This is a genomic window from Kribbella jejuensis (assembly GCF_006715085.1).
GTDB lineage: Bacteria > Actinomycetota > Actinomycetes > Propionibacteriales > Kribbellaceae > Kribbella > Kribbella jejuensis.
Genome location: NZ_VFMM01000001.1, coordinates 130,019 through 152,207, shown reverse-complemented (window position 1 = coordinate 152,207; position 22,189 = coordinate 130,019). Strand labels below are relative to the sequence as shown.

The following is a 22,189-nucleotide window of genomic DNA, read 5'->3' as shown; positions in this document are numbered from 1 at the left end:
CCTCTAGTGTTGACGGCATGCTCGGACTACCTGCGGGGATCCAGGCCTGTTTGTTCGACCTGGATGGCGTGCTTACCGACACGGCTGCTGTCCACGCTGCTGCGTGGAAAGAGATGTTCGACGAGTTCCTGCGCGACTATTCGGCGCAGCACGGCATCGCGTTCGTGCCGTTCGACGCGCGCGCGGAGTACGACGCGTACGTGGACGGCAAGCCCCGGGCCAGCGGTGTCCGGGACTTCCTGGCCGCGCGGCACATCGTGCTGCCGGACGGAAGCCCGGACGATCCACCGGCCGCGATGACCGTGAACGGCCTCGGCAACCGGAAGAACGAGGCCGTCCAGCGGCGGATCCGGACCGACGGCGTACACGTCTTCGAGGGCTCCCGGCGGTACCTGCAGGCCGTCGAGCAGGCGGGCCTGCGCCGGGCGGTGGTGTCGTCGAGCGCGAACACCCGCGAGGTACTCGACGTGACCGGCCTCGCGCAGTACGTCGAGGAGGTCGTCGACGGTGTGACGATCCGCACCGAGCATCTGTTGGGCAAGCCGGCCCCGGACACCTTCCTCGCCGCGGCCGCCCGGTTCGGTGTCGCACCTTCCGCGGCCGCCGTCTTCGAGGACGCGCTCGCGGGAGTGTCCGCGGGCCGCGCCGGCCACTTCGGGCAGGTCGTCGGCGTCGACCGGGTCGGCCAGGCCGCCGGACTGAAGGCTCAGGGCGCCGACATCGTCGTGCGGGACCTCGCAGACTTGCTGGAGGACAAGTGATCGACAGAGGCCACCACCCGGTCGAGCCCTGGCGGCTGCGGGAGACTCGGCTCGCGATGGACAAGCTGGCCCAGTCGGAGTCGCTGTTCGCGCTGTCGAACGGTCACATCGGCCTGCGCGGAAACCTCGACGAGGGCGAGCCGTACGCGATCCCCGGCACCTACCTGAACTCGTTCTACGAGCAGCGCCCGTTGCCGTACGCCGAGGCCGGCTACGGGTACCCGGAGTCCGGGCAGACCCTCGTCGACGTCACCAACGGCAAGCTGATCCGGCTGCTCGTCGACGACTCGCCGTTCGACATCCGCTACGGGTACCTGAGCAAACACGAGCGCTCGCTCGACTTCCGGACCGGCATCCTCGAGCGGGACGTGGACTGGACGTCGCCGGCCGGCAAGCGGATCAAGGTCCGCAGTCGCCGCCTGGTGTCACTGACCCAGCGCGCGGTCGCCGCGATCGAGTACATCGTCGAGCCGGTGGACCAGCCGGCCCGATTCGTCATGCAGTCCGAGCTGGTCGCGAACGAGGCCCAGCCCAAGCTGTCCGACGATCCGCGCGTGGCCGCCGTACTGGACAATCCGTTGAAGCCGGTCAGCCACGACGGCGGCGAGCACGGGACAGTACTGATCCACCGTACGACGCGCAGTCAGCAGCTGATGGCCGCCGCGATGTCGCACGAGGTGGACACCTCGGTCCGGTACGCGATGGACCAGGACGTGCGGGAGGACTGGGCCCGGACCACGGTGATCGCCCAGCTGCAGCCGGGCGAGAGCCTGCGCGTGGTGAAGTACCTGGCGTACGGCTGGTCCAGCCTGCGGTCCGAGACCGCGATCCGGGACCAGGTCGCGGCCGCGCTGGCGAGTGCCCGGTTCTCCGGCTGGGACGGACTGACCAAGCAGCAGATCGCCTTTCTCGACGACTTCTGGGACGGCGCGGACGTCGAGGTGCAAGGACATCCCGAGCTGCAGCAGGCCGTCCGGTTCGCGCTCTTCCACGTGCTGCAGGCGGGTGCACGGGCCGAGCGGCGGGCGATCCCGTCCAAGGGCCTGACCGGCGCGGGGTACGACGGCCACACGTTCTGGGACACCGAGGGTTTCGTGCTGCCCGTACTGACGTACACGATGCCGGGCGCGGCCGCCGACGCGCTGCACTGGCGGCATTCGACCCTGGAGATGGCGAAGCAGCGGGCCGCGGAGCTGGGCTTCCGGGGCGCGGCCTTCCCGTGGCGGACGATCCGCGGCCAGGAGTGCTCCGGGTACTGGCCCGCGGGGACGGCGGCGTTCCATGTCAACGCCGACATCGCCGAGGCCGTCATGCGGTACCACCGGGCCACCGGTGACGATGCCTTCCTCAACGAGGTCGGGCTGGAGCTGCTCGTCGAGACGGCCCGGCTGTGGATGTCGCTGGGCCACCACGACCGTGACGGCCGCTGGCACCTGCCCGGGGTCACCGGTCCGGACGAGTACAGTGCCGTTGCCGACGACAACGTTTTCACCAACCTGATGGCCGCGCGCAACCTCAGGGCCGCGGCCGCGATGGCCACGAAGCTGCCGGCCAAGGCGCGCGAGTTCGGCGTCGACAGCGAGGAGGAGGCGTCCTGGCGGGACGCGGCCGCCGCGGTGTACCTGCCGTACGACGAGAGCCTCGGCGTGCATCCGCAGTCCGAGGGCTTCACCGGGTACGCGGTGTGGGACTTCGAGGCCTACAAGGGCAAGTACCCGCTGATGCTGCACGCGCCGTACTTCCAGCTCTATCGCACGCAGGTGGTGAAGCAGGCCGACCTGATGCTGGCGACCTACTGGTGCGGTGACGCGTTCACGCCCGAGGAGAAGGCCCGCAACTTCGACTATTACGAGCGGCTGACGGTGCGGGACTCGTCCTTGTCCGCGTGCGTGCAGGCGGTGATGGCGGCCGAGGTCGGTCATCTCGACCTGGCGTACGACTATGCGTACGAAGCCGCGCTGATCGACATGCGCAACCTGCACCACAACACTGGGGACGGCCTGCACATGGCGTCATTGGGCGGCGCGTGGAGTGCGCTGGTGGCCGGTTTCGGCGGGCTGCGCGATCAGGACGGGACTCTCTCGTTCGATCCGGCGCTGCCGATCGGGCTGTCCGGGTTGAGCTTCACGGTCCGCTGGCGTGGTGTCCGGCTGAAGGTGGAGATCGACCCGCTCGCGGTGAAGTACACGGTGCACAACGGGCCGGACGCCTCGATCACCTTCCGGCACGCGGGCGAGGAGGTCACGGTCACCGTCGATCAGCCGGTGGTGCGGACGTTGCAGAAGCGCCGCCCGCTGCTGCCCCGGCCGCCGCAGCCGCCGGGTCGTGAGCCACGGCCGGCGATTGCGGTCAACGAGGACGTCTGAGCGGACGGCGCTGTCTGGATGCCGCAGGTCAGTTCTTGTTCTTGGCAGCCAGCGACTCGGCGGTGCCGACCAGCATCACCGACGAGATCACCGCGACCACGAACCCGATCAGGTTGAGGTCGAAGATGCCGCCGGTGCCGAGGACGGCGGCGATCGTGCCGCCGATCACCGAGCCGGCCAGGCCGAGCAGCAGCGTGGCGAGCAGGCCGAGCTTCTGCTTGCCGGGCGTGAACAACCGGGCGAGTGCACCGATGACGAGACCGGCGATGATGAAGCCCACCATGACTGAAGTCCTCCGAGGTGTCGAAACTGTGTGACTCCAGTCTCCGGTTCCGCCGGGGGCAGCGGCAGTGGAGTTTCCCCTGACCCGACCCGGACCCGACCCTGGCCGCACTCGCTCACGGGCCGGCGGTGACGCCCAGCAGGGGACTGTCCGGCAGCAGCCGAGGGGCGCCGCCGAGCTGGGTGAGTACGCTCGCGCCGAGCTGACCCGCGGCGCGTTGGTCGCCACGCAGCAGTGCCTTGTAACCGGCGGTGCAGGCGGACCGCGGGCCGAGGATCGCGACGTACAGCTCGATGTCCGGCAGGTCCGGATTCGCCTTGAGCATCGTCGTGGTGGTCCGGGCGCAGCGGACCAAGGTCGCCCGGCTGCGCGCCATACTCGTTCTCAGCAGCAGCTGATCCGCGAGCGCCTTCACGACGAAGTACTGCGCACTCGACGCCTGGTTCTGGACGTAGCGGACGCTCGCCGGCTCCTTCACGTTGTCGCTGAGCGCGCAGATCGCCCACTGCGGAGGCAGCCTGATGACCTGCGTCTTCGGCACGTACGACGGAACGCCGTGCAGCTCGGCCGCGCCGCTGTTGTTGATCGCGATCAACGCCGCGCGTGACGCCGCGTCCTTCGGGTTGGCGAACGGCGCGGCGAGCAAGCGGCTGCTGAACGACGCGTCCGGTACGACGACCACAGTCATGCTGCCGGTGTTCTTCAGCAGCAGCGACGTCCGGCTCGGGTCGGTGCTGGCGGTCAGCACGACGCCGTCGGTGTCGGCCGCCGGCGGCAGCGCCTCGGTCGACTGCGAGCAGTTGGTCGCCGGTTTCACCGCCGCCGGCGTGCGCGACAAGATGATCGGCGGCGGACCGGACGGCTCGACGGCCGTCCCTTCCGTGGCCGAACAGCCGGCTGCACCACCGGCGAGCGCCAGCAACAGAACACAGGGCAGCAACGCCCGACTACCTACCGCCACGAAACAACCCCCTGCCACCCGAGCCTCGGTCCCCACCCGCTCGGCTACACCTCTCCCGGTTCCCAGAATACTGTCCGACCTCGGATTTAGTCTTTGCAGGTGACCGTTCACCAGCTGACGAAACGCGACGCGAGGCGGTTGGCCGTCCGGGCGCAGCTGCTGACCAGCGAACGACCCGCCGATCTGTACGCCGTGGTCCGCGGGCTGAACGTGCTGCAGCTCGACCAGACGGCCTACGTCGCACCGAATGCGGATCTCGTCGTCTGGAGCAGGCTCGGCTCGTCGTACGACCCGTCGGAGCTGGCCGACGCGCTGGCGTCCCAGGAGTTGATCGAGCTGCGCGGATTCGTCCGGCTGCCGGAGACGCTGGCGCTGTACCGGGCCGAGATGCAGGCGTGGCCGGCCGACGGCGAGCCGCTCGACTGGCAGTCGTACCGGCGCGACTGGGTGCAGGCGAACGAGGGCTGCCGCCTCGACATCCTGGAACGCCTGCGTCAGGACGGCCCGCTGGTGATGCGCGAGCTGCCGGACACCTGCGTGCGGCCGTGGAAGTCGAGCGGCTGGACCAACAACCGGAACGTGTCGCAGCTGCTCGAGTTCATGATGCAGCGCGGCGAGGTGGCGATCGCGGGCCGCGACGGCCGGGACCGCCTGTGGGACCTGGCGTCCAGGGTCTACCCGGACGATCCTCCGGTGCCGCTCGCGGAGGCGCTGCGGATCCGCGACGAGCAGCGGCTACGGTCGATGGGGCTGCTGCGCGCCAAGGGCCCGGCCTGCCCGGGCGAGCCGCTCGACGCCGGCGCGGCGGGGGAGCGGGCCGTCGTCGACGGGGTCCGCGGTGAATGGCGGGTCGACCCGGAGTTGCTCGGGCTGCTCGGGCAGCGGTTCACCGGCCGGACCGCGATCCTGTCGCCACTCGACCGGCTGGTGTACGACCGGAAGCGGTTGACCGAGATCTTCGAGTTCGACTACCAGTTGGAGATGTACAAGCCGGTCGCGAAGCGCCGCTGGGGGTACTTCGCGCTTCCGATCCTGCACAACGACCGCCTGGTCGGGAAGCTCGACGCGATGTCGGACCGGAAGGCCGGCGTGTTCCGGGTCGACGCGATCCACGAGGACGAGCCGTTCTCGAAGACCCTGATGGCCGCCGTCCAGCGCGAGATCCGCGACCTAGCCAAGTGGCTGCAGCTCGAGCTGATCCGTGCGTGAGCCGCGGTGCGCACGCTCGATCGACTGACCCCAGGTGGTACCGGCCAGCATCAGCAGGGCGCCGATCACCGCGGGCACCGTCAGTCGCTCGTCGCCGAGACCGATGCCGATGGCAACGGCCCAGATCGGTTCGGTGCCGAGCAGCAGACTCGCCCGGCTGGCGGACGTCCGCTGCACCGCCCAGGTCTGCGCGAGGAACGCGAAAACGCTGCAGAACAAGGCGAGATAGACCAGCTGCGCCCAGGTCCCGACGCCCGCGTGCGTGGGTAGATGCGGTACGGCGGGTACCGCGAACAACGCCGTACCGACGAGGGTCTGGACCGTTGTCAGCTGCAACGGTCGCAGCCCGGTGGCGAGCCGGCCGACCAGTGCGACGTGACCCGCGCGGACGACGGCGGCCGCGAGCATCAGCAGATCGCCGACCCCTGGCGTGTGCAGGCCGTGCGCGGACATCAGCAACCCGACGGCGATCACGCACAGCGCCGCCGCGAGGTAGAACCGCGGCGGTAGGCCGCGACGGTCGAAGAGCGGGGTCAGGACGAGCGTCAGGCTGATGATCAGTCCGGCGTTCGCCGCGCTGGTGTGCGTCACGCCGTACGTCTCCAGCACGAGGACTGACGCTTGGGTGAGGCCCAGGATCAGACCGGCCTTCAGTTCGTTCCGGCGGATGCCGCGGGCCAGCGGGACCAGCGCGATCGCGGAGATGGCGTACCGCAGGAACAGCACGGTCAGCACCGGCGCGCTGCCGGTCGCGGTCTTGGCAGCGAGGTAGCTCGAACCCCAGACGACAGCGACGAGCAGCAGGACGAGGTCGGTACGGCGGGATCCGGGCACGACGTCCACGGTGACGCGTGGCGACGTTGAAGCCAAGTACCAACTTCTTCAGCAACAGTGAAGTGCACCTACAGTATGACAATGGACGAACGGCAACTGCGCGTGCTCCGCGAAGTCGGTGAGCTGGGGAGTGTGACCGCGGCGGCCGAGGCCCTGCTGGTCACTCCGTCGGCGATCTCCCAGCAACTGCGGTTGCTTCAGCGGTCGATGCCGGTGCCGCTGACCGAACGTGACGGCCGGCGGGTCGTCCTGACCGCTGCCGGCCGTGCGCTCGCGGGTGCGGCGGCGGATGTGGAGTCCGCGCTGGCGCGGGCGCGGCAGACCGTGGAGGAGTTCGTCGAGCAGCCCGACGGCGTGGTGACGATCGCCGCCTTCCACAGCGCGGCCGCGGCGTTCTTCCCACGGCTGCTCCGGTCCGGCGCCGCGCCGCGGCTCAGCCTGCACGACGAGGACGTACCGCAGGACGAGTTCCCGCCGCTCACCCGCGAGTACGACGTCGTCCTGGCGCACCGGCTGGATCACACTGCAGCCTGGCCGCGCACGGTCACGGTCACGCCGTTGCTCCACGAACCGATGGACGTCGCCGTACCCGTCGATCATCGGCTCGCGGCGAAGCGGTCGCTGACGCCACGGGACGTGGCCGCCGAGCCGTGGATCACGGTCCACGACGGCTTCCCACTGCTGGCGACGATCGAGGCAATCGGCGCAGCTGCCGACCGGCGCCTCGAGGTGGTTCACCGGGTCAACGAGTTCACCGTGGTCGCGGAGATGGTCGCCGCCGGCGCCGGCCTGGCGCTGATCCCACGCTGGACCGCGCGACCCCATCCGGGAATCGTCCTGAAGCCCCTACGTGGCGTCCAAACCCGCCGCCACGTAGACGCCCTGCATCGCCCAGAACGAACCGCCCGCCGAGCGGTCCGGACAATCCTGAGTGAACTACAGACCGCGGCAGGAACGATCAGTCACTGACGCTAGCCGGTTTCTCCGGTGTGCACGATGTGAGCGTCGGGCCCCGGGAAGAACAGGGAGTCGGAGTCCGTGTCGGTCCAGTGGACCAGGTACGGCGGGGCGCCGGACGGATCGTGCACCTCGACGATCTGCCCTTCCCGCCGGTGCGCCATCACGTGACTGCCTTCCACGACAACCTGATCGCCTGCCACAGCCTTCACCACACCCACCTCCTTCACCACCAGCTTGATCCAGGTCGGCGACGGATGCCACCCCCTGCCTCCGCGCGGATCAAATCGGAAGCATGACCGTCGCTGTGGTGCCGCCGGTGGGGGAAGGAGTCAGGGTGATGGTGCCGTGGTGGGCTCGGGTGATTTCACGGGCGATGGACAGACCCAGGCCGGAGCCGCCGCTGGCTCGGGAGCGGCTGGTGTCGAGGCGGACGAAGCGTTCGAAGACGCGCTGGCGGTCCTCCTCCGGGATGCCGTCGCCGTCGTCCTCGACCGTGATGATCGCGGTGCCGTCGCGTTCGGCCGTTGTCAGCATCACCGTGGTGTGCGCGGCGCGGGCGGCGTTGTCGACGAGGTTCCGCAGTACCTGACTCAGCCGCGCCGGGTCGCCGGTGACGCGGACGGGATGGACGTCGCCCTTCACCGTGAGTTCGGGCTTGGAGTTGCGCAGCCGCTTGATCTCGGCCTCGACCAGGTCGTCGAGGTCGACGTCGGTCTGCCGCATCCGGATGCCGGTGTCGTCGGCCTTCGCGAGCAGCAGCAGGTCCTCGACGAGCTGCCGCATCCGGTCGGTCTCGGTCTCCATCACCTGCCGCAGCTCGAGCCACGCTTTCCCGGTGGTGTCGGCCTCGATCACCTCCAGCGCGGCGGTGAGGGTGGCGAGCGGCGAGCGCAGTTCGTGGCTGGCGTCCGCGACGAACGCACGCTGGGTCGCCTGCCCGGTCTCCAGCCGGTCGAGCATCTCGTTCATCGTGATGGCCAGCCGGGCGATCTCGTCCCGCGTCTCCGGTACCGGTACTCGCTCGGTCAGGTCCCGCGACCCGATACCCTGCACCCTCGAACGGATCCGTTCCACCGGCCGCAGCGCCTGCCCGATCATGAGCCAGCCGGCGATGCCGACGACGAGCAGCAACAGCGGAAACCCGATCAGCAGGTACTTCGAGACGGTCCGGACCGTCTGGCGCTGGGTCTGCACCGACGACGCGACCACCACGGTGTACGTCGTCCCGTGGTACGACGCACCCTGGGCGACGATCAGGAACGAGTGGTCGTCGTCGATCAGCGGCATCTCGCCGACCTCGGACCGCATCAGCGCGCCGTCCGGCGGCCGCAGGTCGGTGAGCGGCGAGTTGTCGACCCGCGACGACGAGGCGGCGACGATCTTCCCGCTCGGGTCCAGTACCTGGATCAGCTGGCTGGCGCGAGTGGTGTTGGCCAGGTCCGCGCTGAGGCCCTTCGTCCCCTCGGTGCTGACCTGGCGGGCGACGTCGGCGACCCGGCCCTCGGCGGCGTCGGAGACCTCGGCGATCAGCGCCCGCTGCAGGAGCAGCAGCAGCGCGAAGGCGCCGATCAGCAGCGCGACCGCGACCACGATGACCGCAGCGGCGGTCGACCGGCTGCGCACACTGGCCTGGCGCAGGCCGCCGGCGGTCCGGTACCACCCGTCAACGCGACGTCGCACGACCGTGCTCACCCCACCAGTTTCGCAGGTCCGCCCTCAGGTGGTTCTCAGCCGCCCTCGGGATTGAGCCGGTAACCCATGCCGCGGATGGTCTCGATGGCGTGCCGGGCGAAGGGCGTGTCGATCTTCTTCCGCAGGTAGCGGACGTACACCTCGACCACGTTCGGGTCGCCCTCGAAGGCCGGGTCCCAGACGTTCTGCAGAATCTCGGACTTGCTCACCGTGTCGCCGCGGTGCCGCATCAGGAACTCGAGCAGCCCGTACTCGCGCGGCGTCAGCGTGATCTCCCGCCCGTTCCGCTCGACCCGCCGGCGGGCCACGTCCAGCGACAGGTCGCCGGCCATCAGTACGACGGGACGCTCGGGGCCGCCGCGCCGGATCAGCGCGCGCAGCCGGGCCACCAGCACCAGGAAGCTGAACGGCTTGGTCAGGTAGTCGTCAGCGCCCAGATCGAACGCGTCGGTCTGGTCGTACTCGCCGTCCTTCGCGGTCAGCATCAGCACCGGCGTCCAGATCCCGCGCGCCCGCAGCAGCTCCAGCACGCGGTACCCGTTCAGCTTCGGCAGCATGATGTCCAGCACGATCACGTCGTAGCTGTGCTCGGTCGCCGCCCAGACAGCGTTCTCGCCGTCGTGCACCAACTCGACCACGAAGCCGGCGTCGGTCAGCCCGCGGTGCACCGTGTCGGCCAGCCGCAGTTCGTCCTCGACCATCAGCACTCGCATGCCGACAGTGTCACCGCAACCCGCTGAGAGTCTGCTGAGAGCCTGGCGAATTGCCGCCGAATTGACGGCGCTGGTCGGCCCCTCTAGCGTTGTCGAAGCGCTTCGACAACCGGGAGGCCGAACACCATGAAGTTCACCGACGGGTACTGGCAGTTGCGTCCGGGGCTGACCCGCTTGCGGCCGGCCGAGATCGAGAGTGTCGAGGCGGGCGAGCGCGAGCTGGTCGTGTTCGCACCGGCCCGCCGGATCGAGCGGCGCGGCGACACCCTCAACCAGCCGCAGTTCACGATGACCTTCAGCTCGCCGGCCCGCGGCGTGATCGGGGTCCACATCGGCCACCACCTCGGCGGCCGGCCCGCGCATCCGTCGTACCGGCTGAACACCGGCACCGAGCATCCGGTGAAGGTGGAGGTCGGCGCGGCCGAGGCGCGGCTGACGTCGGGGGAGCTGAGCGTGGTGATCGCGCTCGAGGGACCGTGGGACGTCCGGTTCGAGCAGGACGGCCGGCCGCTGACCAACTCCGGTGAGCGCAGCGTCGGCCTGATCACGGATGCCGAGGGCAACCACTACTTGCACGAGCAGCTCGCGCTCGGGGTCGGCGAGACGATCTACGGCCTCGGGGAGCGGTTCGGTCCGCTCGTCAAGAACGGTCAGGTCGTCGACAGCTGGAACGCCGACGGCGGGACGTCCAGCGAACAGGCGTACAAGAACGTCCCCTTCTACCTCAGCAGCAAGGGGTACGGGGTTCTGGTCGACAATCCCGCCCTCGTGTCGTTCGAGGTCGGCTCCGAGGTCACCTCCCGCAACCAGTTCAGCGTCCAGGGCCAGGAACTCCAGTACTACGTCTTCGCCGGCCCGACACCGAAGGACGTGCTGCGCCGCTACACCGACCTGACCGGACGCCCGGCCCGGGTGCCTGCCTGGTCGATGGGACTGTGGCTGTCGACGTCGTTCACCACGGACTACACCGAGGAGACGACGGCCTCGTTCGTCGACGGGATGGCCGAGCGCGACCTGCCGTTGAGCGTGTTCCACTTCGACTGCTTCTGGATGCGCCAGTTCCACTGGTGCGATTTCGTCTGGGACCCGATCGCGTTCCCGGACCCGGCCGGGATGGTCCGCCGGTTGAAGGACCGTGGCCTCCGGGTCAGCCTGTGGATCAACCCGTACATCGCGCAGCGGTCGGTGCTGTTCGAGGAGGGCCGCCGGCTCGGGTACCTGCTCAAGCGGCCGGACGGTTCGGTCTGGCAGTGGGACCTGTGGCAGGCCGGGATGGCGATCGTCGACTTCACCAACCCGGACGCGACGGCCTGGTTCCGGTCCAAGCTGCAGGCGCTGATCGATCTCGGCGTCGACTGCTTCAAGACCGACTTCGGCGAACGGATCCCGACCGACGTCGTCTGGCACGACGGTTCGGACCCGGAACGGATGCACAACTACTATCCACAGCTCTACAACGCGGCCGTCTTCGGTCTACTCGAAGAGAACCGCGGTTCCGGTGAGGCTGTGCTGTTCGCCCGCTCCGCGACGGTCGGTGGTCAGCAGTTCCCGGTGCACTGGGGCGGCGACTGCGAATCGACGTTCGAGGCGATGGCGGAGTCGCTGCGCGGCGGACTGTCGCTGGCCGCGTCCGGCTTCGGCTACTGGAGCCATGACATCGGCGGGTTCGAGGGCACGCCCGATCCGGCGATCTTCAAGCGCTGGGTCGCGTTCGGGCTGCTCTCGTCGCACTCGCGCCTGCACGGCTCCTCGTCGTACCGCGTCCCGTGGGCGTTCGACGAGGAAGCGGTCGACGTACTGCGGAAGTTCACCAAGCTGAAGCTGTCGCTGATGCCGTACCTGACCGCCGCCGGCGAGGAGGCGCACCGCGACGGGGTGCCGATGATGCGGCCGATGCTGCTCGAGTTCCCGGACGACCCGGCGGCCGCGTACCTGGACCGGCAGTACATGCTCGGTCAGGACCTCCTCGTCGCGCCGGTGATGAGCCTTGACGGTGAGGTCTCGTTCTATCTTCCGGGTGGCCGCTGGACGTCGCTGCTGACCGGCGAGGTGCTGACCGGGCCCGGCTGGGTTCAGCAGACGCATGGGTTCGACAGCGTCCCGCTGTACGTCCGCGAGGGCGCGGTGATCCCGATCGGCGCGGTCGACGACCGCCCGGAGTACGACTGGGCCGACGGCGCCGAACTTCGCTGGTTCCAGCCGTCGGAAGGACAGGTCGTCACCGTCCCGGTCGGGCCGGACGCTACGGTGGAGCTGGCGTACCGCGGCGGCAAGGTCGAGTCGCGTGTCCTCGAAGGGACCTGCACGTTCACCGTGGAGGTCCGCGCATGACGCTGTGGTACGGCGGAGACTACAACCCCGAGCAGTGGGATCCGGCGGTCTGGAAGGAAGACGTCGACCTGATGCGCCGGGCCGGAGTGAACCTGGTGACGGTCGGCGTCTTCTCGTGGTCGAGCATCGAGCCGCGGCCGGGCGAGTACACCTTCGGCTGGCTCGACCAGGTCCTCGACCTGCTGCACGACGGCGGTGTCAGTGTCGATCTCGCCACCCCGACCGCGTCGCCGCCGCCCTGGTTCAGCCGGCTGCACCCGGAAGCGCTGCCGGTGACCGCGGACGGCGTACGGCTGACCCACGGCAGCCGGGACACGTACTGCGCCTGCGCGCCCGCGTACCGGGACGCCGCGCGGGGGATCGCCGGGGCGCTGGCCGAGCGGTACGCGGACCACCCGGCGCTGGCGATGTGGCACGTGCACAACGAGTACGGGACGACCTGCTACTGCCCGCTCGCGGCGGAACGGTTCCGCGACTGGCTGCGGGAGCGATACGGGTCGCTCGACCGGCTGAACGAGGCGTGGACGACCGCGTTCTGGAGTCAGGGGTACGCCGACTGGCGCGACATCGAGCCGCCGCGGAAAACGCAGTACCTGGTGAATCCGACGCAGTACCTGGACTTCCGGCGGTTCTGGTCGGACGAACTGCTGGCCGCGTTCCGCGAGCAGAAGAACGTCGTACGAGCGTCTTCCGAAGCGCCGATCACGACGAACTTCGTGTTCGGCGGCTGGGTGCCGGTGAACCACGCGCAGTGGGCCGCCGAGGTCGATGTCGTTGCCATCGACCACTACCCGGACCAGGCCGGGATCGGCGCCGAGGAGCAGACCGCGTTCGGTGCCGACCTGGCTCGCGGCTGGTCCGGGGGAAAGCCGTGGCTGCTGATGGAGCAGGCGGCCGGCGCTCTGAACGAAGGGCGCCGCTGGCACACGAAAGAGCCGGGACGAATGGCGCGGCACAGCCTGCCGCACGTCGCCCGCGGTTCGCGCGGTGCACTGTTCTTCCAGTGGCGGGCATCGCGCGGTGGCGCGGAGATGTACCACCCGGCGATGGTCCCGCACGCCGGGCCGGACAGCCGGATGTTCCGCGAGATCACCGAGCTCGGGGCAGTCCTGCCCCGATTGGCAGAGGTTGCTGAGAGCAACGTTGTGGCGGAGGTCGCGATCCTCTGGGACGTCGAGTGCTGGTGGGCGATGCAGGGCACGCACCTGCCGTCGTCGGAGCTCGACTATCTGAAGGCCGTCCGCGCGGCGCACCGGCACTTCTGGCGCGCAGGCGTCACCGTCGACTTCGCAGCGCCCGACGCGGACCTTTCGTCGTACGGCGTCGTCGTGGTGCCGTCGCTGTACCTGATCTCGGACGAGGCCGCGGCGAACCTCACGACGTACGTCGAGAACGGCGGGCAGCTCGTGGTCGGCTACTTCAGCGGGATCGTGGACACGGACCTGCGCGTCCGGCATGCGCTCACGGACCTGCTCGGCGTACGCATCGAGGAGTTCCACCCGCTCGCGGACGAGGTCGCGCTGGCGTCGGGTGGGCGTGGCCGGTTGTGGAGCGAGGACGTGCACGCGGTGTCGGCCGAGGTGGTCGATCGGTACGCCGGGGGAGTGCTGGACGGGAGGCCCGCGATCACCCGGCGGCAGGCCGGAGCGGGTACGGCGTGGTACGTCTCGACCGAGCTGGACGACGAGACGGCCGCCGGGCTCGTCCAGGAGCTGACCGGTACCGGTGAGCCGCTGGAGACGGTGCGCCGGCGGTCCGGAGACACCACGTGGACGTTCCGCATCAACCACGGCGACGAGGATGTCGTCGTACCGGCGACCGGTGTCGAGTTGGTGAGTGGCGCGCCGGTCGACGGTGAGGTGACCGTGCCGGCCGGAGGTTATGCGGTCGTGCGGTCCGAGTAAGGACCCGAGCTGCCGCGGGCGGTCAGCGTCGGCGGCAGCAGGGTCAGTTCCGGAACCGTCGAGCCGGCGAGCTTGGCGATCAGCGACTCGACCGCCAGGGTGCCCATCTGTTCCGCCGGGATCGTCACCGACGAGAGCTGCGGCACGTGCCGTTCGGCGACGTCGTCCGCGCAGATCGCGACCAGTGACATGTCCTCCGGCACGCGCCGGCCGAGCCGCCGCAGGACGTCGAGCAGCGGCCCGATGATCGGCTCGTTCTGCACCACCAGCCCGGTGAGGTCCGGATGGTCGTGCAGCAGCTGCCCGACGGTCTCCAGGATCGCGTCGAACGTGTGCTCACACGGCGTCTCCACCCCGACCACCCCACGTCGGGCGGCTGCCTCGGCGAACCCGGTCAGCGTGCGCTCCGCGAACGCTGTCTGCCGTTCGTAAACCGTGGACGGCGTACCGAGCAGAGCCACCGACCGGTGCCCGAGATCGGCCAGGTGGTCCACGCACAGGGCGCCCGCGGCAACGAAGTCGAGGTCGACACACGTCAGCCCGCCGGCCTCCTCCGGATGCCCGATCAGTACCGACGGCATCGGCAGGTCGCGCAGCACGGGTACTCGTTCGTCCTGGAGTTCGACGTCCATCACCACGAGCGCGTCGACGAGCGAACTCTGCGCGACCCGCTCGAGTCCCGCGGGCCCTTCGTCGGCCGTCAGCAGCAGCACGTCGTGATCGAACCGGCGCGCCGCGGTCACGATCGCGGCGGCGAACTGCATCAGCACAGGGACATGCATGTCGGTCCGCAGTGGGATCACCAGCGCGACCACGTTCGACCGCTGGCTGGCCAGGGCGCGAGCGCTCGCATTGGGCCGGTAGCCGAGCGCGCGGACGCTCCGCTGCACCCGCTCGCGGGTGTCGGGCGAGATCGTCCGTTTGCCGCTGAGCACGTAGGACACCGTGCTGGTCGCCACACCGGCGTGCCGGGCGACGTCCGCGATCGTGACCATGGTGCTCCTCTCCACCGCTCCTACCGTAGTTGAAGCGCTTCGACGTACCTATCGACGGTAGCCGACCGCAGGCGGTTCCCGGCAGCAGGACCACGACGAGTCGCCACACACGCCACGCCGGGGGGACCTGCGGGATGCCGACTACCAACCTGGGTAACCTCGGCGCCTAGCGGTGCCTGACCCGGGCTGTTGCCGGGTGAGCCGATAGGAGATGATGCCCACCGTGACCGGACCACAACGCGAGCTCGCGCCGACACCGTCGGAGGCCGATCCGGCCCTCGCCGGCCTGACCGTCGGGCTCGGTGGACCGTCCGGGCGGTTCGCCCGGCTCGGGTCGTCGTGGTGGACCCCGCTGCGGATCGCGCTCGCGGTCTGCACGATCACGTTCGGTCTCGGCGTACTGCAGAAGGCGCCGTGTATGGAGGCCGGCTGGGACCGGCAGAGCTGGCGGCCGTTCAAGGCGCTGTGCTACTCCGACATCGGTTTCCTCTACCAGGAACGCGGTTTCGCCGAGGGCAACCGGCCGTTCCTGGACACCGGCAACTACCCCGTGCTCGAGTACCCGGTGCTCACCGGCGGCTTCATGGAGGTCGCGGCCCGGATCACCTGGCTGATGACCGGCGACCCGAAGAAGGACCTGACCGTGGAGCAGAAGCGCGACACGGCCGGGGTGTTCTTCCTGGTCAACACCGTGATGCTGTTCCTCTGCGCGCTGCTGGTCGTCGGCCTGACCGTCGCCACAGCCCGGGGCGTCGCGCGAAAACCCGGCGCGGCCCGTGGGCAGCCCCTGGACGCGTTGTACGTCGCTGCCGCGCCCGCGCTGGCGCTGACCTCGACGATCAACTGGGACCTGTTCGCGGTCGCGTTGACGGCCGGGGCGATGTTCGCCTGGTCGCGCGGGAAGCCGATCTGGTTCGGCGTACTGCTCGGGCTCGGGACGGCGGCGAAGTTCTACCCGTTCCTGCTGCTCGGGCCGCTGCTGATCGTGTGTCTGCGCGGCCGGAAGCTGTGGCCGTGGTTCCAGGCCACGATCGCAGCGGTGGTCGCGTGGGGTCTGGTGAACGCACCGATCTACCTGCTGGCCAAGAACGAATGGCTCTCGTTCTGGCAGTTCAACGACCAGCGGGAGAGCGACTACGGCTCGATCTGGTACGTCCTCAAGCTCGCCAAGCACGAGGTCACCGACGTCAACCAGCTGAACATCGTGATCTTCGCCGGGCTCTGCCTGTCGATCGCGATCCTCGGGCTGATGGCGCCGCGGCCGCCACGGTTCGCCCAGCTCGCGTTCCTGGTAGTCGCAGCGTTCCTGCTGATCAACAAGGTGTACTCACCGCAGTACGTGCTGTGGTTGCTGCCGCTGGTGGCGCTGGCCCGGCCGCGGTTGCGGGACTGGCTGATCTGGCAGGCCTGCGAGTGCTTCTACTGGATGCTGGTCTGGATGCATCTGGCGCAGTTCCTGCAACCGGGCGATCCGAACGTGCCGGACCGGATCTACTGGTTCTCGGTGATCCTGCGGATGGCCGGCACGCTGTGGCTGATGCTGGTGGTCGCCCGCGACATCCTCCTCCCGGAGAACGATCCGGTCCGTCGCGGCGACGCGGTCGACGACCCGTCCGACGGTGTACCGTCCCGCACGCTGGTGACCGCCTAGACCTGAAGCATCAGCTTCGACACGTCGAGGTTGCCGCCGCTGAGAACCGCGGCGGCCGGTCCTGCATGGTCGAGCTGGATGCTGCCCTCGATCAGAGCGGCGAACGGCGCGGCCGCCGCCGGCTCGACGGCGAGCTTGGTGCGAGACATGACCAGGCGGGTCGCCTCCAGCAGAGCCTGCTCGCTCACGCGGACAACCTGATCGACGTACTGCTGGATGAGAGGGAAGTTCCGGGTCCCGCAGACGGGCGCGGCGAGGCCGTCGGCGATCGACCGGGCGGTCGGGAGCTTCTGCGGCCGGCCGGCGGCGAGGCTGCGGCTGACCACATCGGCTCCCTCGGGCTCGATCCCGATCACGCGAACCTGCGGCTTCAGCAGCTTGACCGCCGTCGCGACGCCGGAGATCAGTCCGCCACCACCCACCGGCACCAGGACGGTGCCGAGGTCGGGCCGGTCCGCCAACAGCTCCAGCCCGAGGCTCGCGTGTCCGGTGATCACGTCCTCGTCGTCGAACGGATGGACCCCGGTCAGCCCCCGTTCGTCCTTGATCCGCTCGTACTGCGCCATCAGGTCGCCCTCGACCAGCTCGATGGTCGCGCCGTACTCGCGGGCGGCATCGATCTTCGCCGGGACGGCGGTCGTCGCCATCACCACGGTCGCCGGTACGCCGGCGTTCCGCGCGGCCCAGGCGAGGGCTCCGGCCGCGTTCCCGGCCGAGACGGTGATCACGCCGCGTTCCCGCTCCGCGGCCGTCAGGCGGAGCAGTTTGGTCAGCAGGCCGCGGACCTTGAAGCTGCCGGTCTTCTGGAACAGCTCGGCCTTGAGGACCAGCTCGGCGCCGAACCGTTCGTTCAAGGCTGACGAGGTCAGCAGCGGTGTGCGGTGGATCCGTCCCTCGAGCTCCTGGGCGGCCTCGCGGATGTCGTCGAGTGTCGGCATACCCGAGAGCCTAAAAGTCTAGTAATCCGATCATATTTCGAGACATGTGCGGCGGGCTCTCACCGGCGATCTACCGTCGGTGTCATGAGGCCGACGCTGACCGTGATCGTGGATCCCGCCGACCGCTGGATGAGCCGCGCCGCGTGTATCGGGCAGGCGCCGGCGTACGACGAGACCGCCAGCCGCTGGGAGCAGCGCAAGGCGCGGGAGCTGTGCCTGAAGTCGTGCCCGGTGCTCGACGAGTGCCGCGAGTGGGCGCGGCGGACGAAGTACACCGGAACGGCCGCGGGCGAGACCCTGCTGTACGGGCGCCGCCGCGGCCATCCTTCGAGCGCTGCGAGTTAGAGCCTGGTGGCGACTGCCTTTGCCAGCTTCTGGATCGCGGCGGGGGACTGCGGGAAGAACAGGTACGGCTCGATGAGCTCGATCTCCATCAACAGGAAGCGGTCGTTGACCACGACCCCGTCGACACGGGCGTAGACCGGGGTCGGGCCGGAGGCTTCCAGGGCGGCCCGGGCGCTCTCCAGAACGGCGGCCGGCGGCTGGGTGAGCGCGGTCTGCCCGCCGTAGGACTCCTGCACGCGGTAGTCGCCGTTCGCGGGTCGCTTCACGACCGCGTGGCTGAACTCGCCGTCGAAGAACAGCAGCGACCACTCGCCCTCGGACTGGATTTCCGGGATGAAGGGCTGCACGAGGTAGACCAGGTCGGGCAGCTCGGCCAGCGCCTGCTCGAGCTCGGGGGAGCCGGCCGCCCCGCGGACCGTGTGCAGGGCGTTGCCGCTGACGGTCGGCTTGACGACGATCTGCTGGCCGTTCAGCCCGGCGACCACCTCGCGCAGGCAGGCGCCTGCGGCGACCTGGGACGGGACGATCGCCACGCCGCGCTCGCGGAGTTCGAGCAGGTACTGCTTGTCGCTGTTCCAGCGGACCTGGTCGGTGCTGTTCAGCAGCGGTACTTCGGCCTTGTCGAGCTGGGCGAGCCACTCGGTGAACTCGTCGTACCGCACGAAGTAGTCCCAGACCGTGCGCAGCAGGACTGCGTCGTAGGCGGACCAGTCGACCGACGGGTCGGTCCAGACCTCGACGACCGGGTCGAGCCCTTCGGCGCGGAGCGCCTCCAGGAGCGGGCGGTCGTCGGGGTGCAACTCAGCGAGTTCGGCCGAGGTCGCGAGGGCGATGCGTTTCGTCACGCCCGCCAGTGTTGGCAGGCAGGGGCCGTTCGGTCAAACCTGATTCGGCAACTTTTCGGTGACGGAGAGTGGTTGCCGCGACAACGATGACAGCCGCGGCGAGGTGGATCAGGCCTTGGCGGGTCTCGTGTCCGAAGCTCGCATAGGCCAGGTAGGAGGCGAGCGGTACGGCGATCCACTCGGGGCGGTGGGCGAGCGCGGCGAGGGCGATCAGCGGGAGGCCGTACCAGGGGTAGGTCGGGGTGGCGATCAGCAGCGCGGCGCCGTACAGCCAGCAGCAGGTGAGCGCGATCGGGTCGCGTCCGGCGCGGTGGAAGGCGAGGGCGGCGGCGCCGACGGCGAGCGCGGCGGCGGTGAGCTGGCGGGCCTCAGGAGGCAGCAGGAGCGCGAGAATCGCCGATCGGGAGCTGCCGTCGTCGAACCCTTCCTGGTTGAGGTAGCCGGGCAGGAACCCGAGCACCAAGGTGCCGACGGCAACTAGGTGCGGGAGGTAGCTGCCGGCGAAGGTGCTGAGGGCAACTATCGGGCGTTTGTGGCGGAATGCCGGCAGCAGCAGGAGGGGAAGGAGTTTCACGCTGCCGGCCGCGCCGAGGAGGATCGCGGCGAGTTTGGGACGGCGTGCGGCGGTGATCACGGCGGCGGTGATCAGGAGTGCCGCGAGTACGTCGACGTGCGCCGCGTTGCCCGCCTCCAGGGCGACGATCGGTGACCAACCCCACAGGGCGCCTGCGCGCGGGTCCTGTACGGCGAGTAGCCAGGCGAGCGCGATCGCGATCAATGCCGCGGCAATCTGCAGGCCCAAGGTGCCTGCGGACCAAGGGGTCACGAGCGCTACCGCGGCGAAGTACGCCTCGGCCACGGGCGGGTAGATCGTCGGTACGCCCGGCCGGTTGATCCGGGTCCGCACGTCGTCCACCGGCAACCCCGCCGGATCCTTCGGTATCCCACTGACGCCCGACCGCTGCTCCGGCGACAACCCCGGAAACAACACCGGATCCCGCAACGTCGCGAGCGCGTCGTCCAACGGCACATACCGGTACGGCGAATGCCCGGCCAACTGCACCCGCCCGTCCCACACGTACCGATAAGCATCCGTACTGGTGATCGGCGACTGCACAACCCCCAGCACCTGACAAACCCCCGCCACAACCACCACAGCCGCAACACTCAGCCCACGCCCGAACCGCCAAACAAACCCACCAACCACCACCGCCCCCACCACAAGCACAACGTCCGCCCACCACCCTCGGCCCACCGCGAACATCACCCCCGCACACACCCCAGTCGCGACCACACCCAGCCCAGCCGACCGCGCGGCTGCGGCGGCTGGGTCTGTGCGGGACGAGCCGGCAGGGGTGCGATCGCCCCGGTGGGGCGGAGCGGGGGTGCCGGGCATCAGGCGGTCCGGCGGAGGGTTAGGAATGCTCGGTGGGGAGTGCGCCAGTCTTCGGTGGGGTGGAGGGGGGTTCGGCGGGCGTGGCGGAGGAGGGTGTGGGTGCCTACTCTTGCCCAGGGCAACGGGGTGGAGCGGCGGCCGGTGGGGGTGTGCAGGACGATGGGCGTGGTGTCGTCGAGGGTGTCGTCGGGGTCGACCTCGACCAGGACGAGGCCGTCGGGGCGGACCAGTTCGGCGCAGCGGCGGAGCAGGTCCACCGGGTCGCCGCCGATGCCGATGTTGCCGTCCATCAGCACGACGCTGCCCCAGCGACCCTCGCCCGGCAACGGCTCCTGTACCGGACGATGCAACGCCGCCGCCCCGCGCGAGGTGGTCAGCGAAACGGCCCGCGGCGACACATCGACCCCGAGCGCCGGAATCCCACGCTCCGCCAGCGCCGTCACGATCCGCCCGGGTCCACATCCGATATCCAGCACCGGCCCCTCGCAGCGACTCAACGCCAACCGATCAACGTCGTCAGCCGGCGCCGACCACCGCTCCAGCTCCGACAGCGAGGGCACCTTCCGCCCATCGATGCCGGTAGCAACGACCCGCGCCGTACCACCCAGCGCCTGGTCGAACAGCAACCCCGGATGCGCCGAGTGCTGCAACCGCCGGTACAACCGCGACACCCGCAACTCCGGGAACTCCGCCGCCAGGTACGCCGCGTCCCGAGGCGTGTCCATGTCCCGCAACGTCGGCAGCATCCCGACCCGCAACCCCAGGGCCCGCAACCGCCGCAGCTGATCCCGCCCGGTGTGCTCGGTCGACATCGGTACGCCGGCCAACGCCCGCCGATCCGGAGTACGCAACCCCAGACACCAGTACCCGCCGTCCTCGGTCAGCCCGAGCACCGCGTCGTACCCGCCCCACTCGAACCCGAGCAGCTCCGGCGGCACCTGCGGCGTGTCCATCCCGATCAGCAGCATCGGCGAACCGTCGTACGCGTCCTCGAACGCCGCCGCGATCCGCTCACCCAACCCCTCTCCGCGCTGCGCGACCACCTCGAATCCACCCGGCACCCGCGACCCTTCCAGCGCGATCACCACCCGCGCACCCGTCGCCCGGACGGCGCTCAGCGTGTCCATCAGCGACGCCCGCGCCAACGCAGCGGCCTCGCGCGGCGTGAACTCGGTCTGCAACCGCGTCTTCACCCGCCCCGCGACCGGCTCCTTCGCGATCACGATCACCGTGCCATTCACCGCGCCATTCACCGCGCCAGCACCTTCGACATGTCCAGCACGGCCCGCGCCGCGCCCAACGGCGTACCGGTCACCTTCGAGCGTCCCGACCGGGCCAGATAGTCGACGTCGACCTCCGCGATCCGCCACCCCGCATCGGCCGCCCGCACCACGGTCTCCAACGGGTATCCGGACCGCCGATCCGCCAGCCCGAGCCCGAGCAGCGCCGTACGACGTGCCGCCCGCATCGGCCCCAGATCGTGCAACGAAACGCCGGTCCGCCGCCGGATCCGCCGCGACAGCTCGGCGTTCGCGAGTCGCAGATGCCACGGCCATGCACCACGCGAGATCGGCCGCCGGCGCCCCAGAACCAAGTCCAGGCGACCGCTTTCGACCGGCGCGGTCACCCGCACGAGCTGCCGCGGATCGAGCGATGCGTCCGCGTCCATCACCGCGACCACGTCCGCCGACGCGGCTTCCAGCCCGGCGTGGCACGCGGCGCCGTACCCCTTCACTCCGCACGCGACGACCGTCGCCCCGAGCTGGGCGGCGACCTCGGCGGAGCCGTCGGTCGACCCGTTGTCGACGACGATGGCCCGGACATCGGCGGGGAGCCGTTCGAGGATCCAGGGCAACGCGGCCGCCTCGTTCAGGCACGGCAGGACGAGATCGACGGGCATGCTTCGACGGTAAGGACGAGGGCCGCTGTAGGGGGCCGGTTTGCGGCTACGGGTCGCTTACGGCGTACTGCGTTCCGCTCCTGGTGCGGTTGTCCGCGGGCCGGA

20 protein-coding genes are annotated in these 22,189 nt (G+C 69.8%); 8 read left to right on the top strand and 12 right to left on the bottom strand.

The features are described from left to right. The first annotated feature begins 17 nt into the window (after window positions 1–17). Window positions 18–761: a beta-phosphoglucomutase family hydrolase gene (locus FB475_RS00770; protein ID WP_141851529.1), complete on the top strand. Its 744-nt coding sequence runs from the start codon at window positions 18–20 to the stop codon at window positions 759–761. Continuing rightward, window positions 758–3,127, top strand: coding sequence for a glycoside hydrolase family 65 protein (locus FB475_RS00765; RefSeq protein ID WP_238331893.1), 2,370 nt, complete (start codon window positions 758–760; stop codon window positions 3,125–3,127). The genes FB475_RS00770 and FB475_RS00765 overlap by 4 nt, the downstream gene beginning before the upstream one ends. 28 nt (window positions 3,128–3,155) lie before the next feature. On the opposite strand, the gene FB475_RS00760 is transcribed toward FB475_RS00765, so the two are convergent. Together FB475_RS00760 and FB475_RS00755 are read right to left on the bottom strand one after the other, a co-directional pair. After that, the gene (locus FB475_RS00760) at window positions 3,156–3,410 is read right to left on the bottom strand and encodes a GlsB/YeaQ/YmgE family stress response membrane protein (RefSeq protein ID WP_141851527.1); all 255 of its coding nucleotides are present in this window, start codon (window positions 3,408–3,410) and stop codon (window positions 3,156–3,158) included. 115 nt (window positions 3,411–3,525) lie between these two features. Beyond that, window positions 3,526–4,371 (bottom strand): hypothetical protein, encoded by an 846-nt coding sequence (locus FB475_RS00755; RefSeq protein ID WP_141851525.1) that lies wholly within the window; start codon window positions 4,369–4,371, stop codon window positions 3,526–3,528. A 99-nt stretch (window positions 4,372–4,470) separates the two neighbouring features. On the opposite strand from FB475_RS00755, the gene FB475_RS00750 reads away from it, so the two are divergent. Next, window positions 4,471–5,580, top strand: coding sequence for a DNA glycosylase AlkZ-like family protein (locus FB475_RS00750; RefSeq protein ID WP_141851523.1), 1,110 nt, complete (start codon window positions 4,471–4,473; stop codon window positions 5,578–5,580). Here the strand turns inward: FB475_RS00750 and FB475_RS00745 are convergent. After that, window positions 5,542–6,450: a DMT family transporter gene (locus tag FB475_RS00745; RefSeq protein WP_238331892.1), complete on the bottom strand. Its 909-nt coding sequence runs from the start codon at window positions 6,448–6,450 to the stop codon at window positions 5,542–5,544. The genes FB475_RS00750 and FB475_RS00745 overlap by 39 nt on opposite strands. 45 nt (window positions 6,451–6,495) lie before the next feature. On the opposite strand from FB475_RS00745, the gene FB475_RS00740 reads away from it, so the two are divergent. Beyond that, on the top strand, window positions 6,496–7,383 hold the full coding sequence (locus FB475_RS00740) for a LysR family transcriptional regulator (protein WP_141851521.1): 888 nt from the start codon (window positions 6,496–6,498) through the stop codon (window positions 7,381–7,383). Window positions 7,384–7,385: 2 nt separating this feature from the next. Here FB475_RS00740 and FB475_RS00735 read toward each other — a convergent pair whose 3' ends face one another. From FB475_RS00735 to FB475_RS00725, 3 genes are all read right to left on the bottom strand, one after another. Continuing rightward, complete coding sequence (locus tag FB475_RS00735; RefSeq protein WP_238331891.1) at window positions 7,386–7,586, bottom strand: DUF1918 domain-containing protein; 201 nt, start codon at window positions 7,584–7,586, stop codon at window positions 7,386–7,388. 67 nt (window positions 7,587–7,653) lie between these two features. Then, window positions 7,654–8,472: a sensor histidine kinase gene (locus FB475_RS38310; RefSeq protein ID WP_420359218.1), complete on the bottom strand. Its 819-nt coding sequence runs from the start codon at window positions 8,470–8,472 to the stop codon at window positions 7,654–7,656. A gap of 629 nt (window positions 8,473–9,101) precedes the next feature. Then, window positions 9,102–9,779, bottom strand: a complete 678-nt coding sequence (locus tag FB475_RS00725; protein WP_141851517.1) for a response regulator transcription factor — start codon at window positions 9,777–9,779, stop codon at window positions 9,102–9,104. A 126-nt stretch (window positions 9,780–9,905) separates the two neighbouring features. On the opposite strand from FB475_RS00725, the gene yicI reads away from it, so the two are divergent. Both yicI and FB475_RS00715 read left to right on the top strand, forming a co-directional pair. Beyond that, window positions 9,906–12,110, top strand: coding sequence for an alpha-xylosidase (gene yicI, locus FB475_RS00720; protein WP_141851515.1), 2,205 nt, complete (start codon window positions 9,906–9,908; stop codon window positions 12,108–12,110). Continuing rightward, window positions 12,107–14,014, top strand: a complete 1,908-nt coding sequence (locus FB475_RS00715; protein WP_141851513.1) for a beta-galactosidase — start codon at window positions 12,107–12,109, stop codon at window positions 14,012–14,014. The genes yicI and FB475_RS00715 overlap by 4 nt, the downstream gene beginning before the upstream one ends. Here the strand turns inward: FB475_RS00715 and FB475_RS00710 are convergent. After that, on the bottom strand, window positions 13,990–15,024 hold the full coding sequence (locus tag FB475_RS00710; RefSeq protein ID WP_238331890.1) for a LacI family DNA-binding transcriptional regulator: 1,035 nt from the start codon (window positions 15,022–15,024) through the stop codon (window positions 13,990–13,992). The genes FB475_RS00715 and FB475_RS00710 overlap by 25 nt on opposite strands. 199 nt (window positions 15,025–15,223) lie before the next feature. On the opposite strand from FB475_RS00710, the gene FB475_RS00705 reads away from it, so the two are divergent. Continuing rightward, window positions 15,224–16,660: a glycosyltransferase family 87 protein gene (locus FB475_RS00705; RefSeq protein ID WP_141857728.1), complete on the top strand. Its 1,437-nt coding sequence runs from the start codon at window positions 15,224–15,226 to the stop codon at window positions 16,658–16,660. On the opposite strand, the gene FB475_RS00700 is transcribed toward FB475_RS00705, so the two are convergent. Further along, window positions 16,657–17,598, bottom strand: a complete 942-nt coding sequence (locus tag FB475_RS00700) for a threonine ammonia-lyase (RefSeq protein WP_141851511.1) — start codon at window positions 17,596–17,598, stop codon at window positions 16,657–16,659. The genes FB475_RS00705 and FB475_RS00700 overlap by 4 nt on opposite strands. An 84-nt stretch (window positions 17,599–17,682) precedes the next feature. On the opposite strand from FB475_RS00700, the gene FB475_RS00695 reads away from it, so the two are divergent. Continuing rightward, window positions 17,683–17,943, top strand: coding sequence for a WhiB family transcriptional regulator (locus FB475_RS00695; RefSeq protein ID WP_141851509.1), 261 nt, complete (start codon window positions 17,683–17,685; stop codon window positions 17,941–17,943). Here FB475_RS00695 and FB475_RS00690 read toward each other — a convergent pair. The 4 genes from FB475_RS00690 to FB475_RS00675 all read right to left on the bottom strand — a co-directional run bounded on the left by FB475_RS00690 (window position 17,940) and on the right by FB475_RS00675 (window position 22,084). Next, window positions 17,940–18,788 carry an ATP-grasp domain-containing protein gene (locus FB475_RS00690; protein WP_141851507.1) on the bottom strand — a complete coding sequence of 283 codons (849 nt, stop codon included), beginning with the start codon at window positions 18,786–18,788 and terminating at the stop codon, window positions 17,940–17,942. The two genes, FB475_RS00695 and FB475_RS00690, sit on opposite strands and share 4 nt — an antisense overlap. Next, complete coding sequence (locus tag FB475_RS00685) at window positions 18,745–19,917, bottom strand: DUF2029 domain-containing protein (protein WP_141851505.1); 1,173 nt, start codon at window positions 19,915–19,917, stop codon at window positions 18,745–18,747. The genes FB475_RS00690 and FB475_RS00685 overlap by 44 nt, the downstream gene beginning before the upstream one ends. 266 nt (window positions 19,918–20,183) lie before the next feature. After that, window positions 20,184–21,437 (bottom strand): DUF2064 domain-containing protein, encoded by a 1,254-nt coding sequence (locus FB475_RS37120; RefSeq protein WP_202878217.1) that lies wholly within the window; start codon window positions 21,435–21,437, stop codon window positions 20,184–20,186. After that, window positions 21,434–22,084, bottom strand: coding sequence for a glycosyltransferase family 2 protein (locus tag FB475_RS00675; RefSeq protein ID WP_141851503.1), 651 nt, complete (start codon window positions 22,082–22,084; stop codon window positions 21,434–21,436). Before FB475_RS00675 ends, FB475_RS37120 begins: the two co-directional genes overlap by 4 nt. Window positions 22,085–22,189: the final 105 nt, after the last annotated feature.

What these genes read in the sequence shown, in the direction of transcription:
- FB475_RS00770 (WP_141851529.1), top strand. Translation starts at nt 18, where the DNA reads ATGCTCGGACTACCTGCGGGGATCCAGGCCTGTTTGTTCGACCTGGAT.
- FB475_RS00760 (WP_141851527.1), bottom strand. Translation starts at nt 3,410, where the DNA reads ATGGTGGGCTTCATCATCGCCGGTCTCGTCATCGGTGCACTCGCCCGG.
- FB475_RS00740 (WP_141851521.1), top strand. Translation starts at nt 6,496, where the DNA reads ATGGACGAACGGCAACTGCGCGTGCTCCGCGAAGTCGGTGAGCTGGGG.
- FB475_RS38310 (WP_420359218.1), bottom strand. Translation starts at nt 8,472, where the DNA reads ATGATCGGGCAGGCGCTGCGGCCGGTGGAACGGATCCGTTCGAGGGTG.
- FB475_RS00725 (WP_141851517.1), bottom strand. Translation starts at nt 9,779, where the DNA reads ATGCGAGTGCTGATGGTCGAGGACGAACTGCGGCTGGCCGACACGGTG.
- yicI (WP_141851515.1), top strand. Translation starts at nt 9,906, where the DNA reads ATGAAGTTCACCGACGGGTACTGGCAGTTGCGTCCGGGGCTGACCCGC.
- FB475_RS00715 (WP_141851513.1), top strand. Translation starts at nt 12,107, where the DNA reads ATGACGCTGTGGTACGGCGGAGACTACAACCCCGAGCAGTGGGATCCG.
- FB475_RS00705 (WP_141857728.1), top strand. Translation starts at nt 15,224, where the DNA reads ATGCCCACCGTGACCGGACCACAACGCGAGCTCGCGCCGACACCGTCG.
- FB475_RS00700 (WP_141851511.1), bottom strand. Translation starts at nt 17,598, where the DNA reads ATGCCGACACTCGACGACATCCGCGAGGCCGCCCAGGAGCTCGAGGGA.
- FB475_RS00695 (WP_141851509.1), top strand. Translation starts at nt 17,683, where the DNA reads ATGAGGCCGACGCTGACCGTGATCGTGGATCCCGCCGACCGCTGGATG.
- FB475_RS00675 (WP_141851503.1), bottom strand. Translation starts at nt 22,084, where the DNA reads ATGCCCGTCGATCTCGTCCTGCCGTGCCTGAACGAGGCGGCCGCGTTG.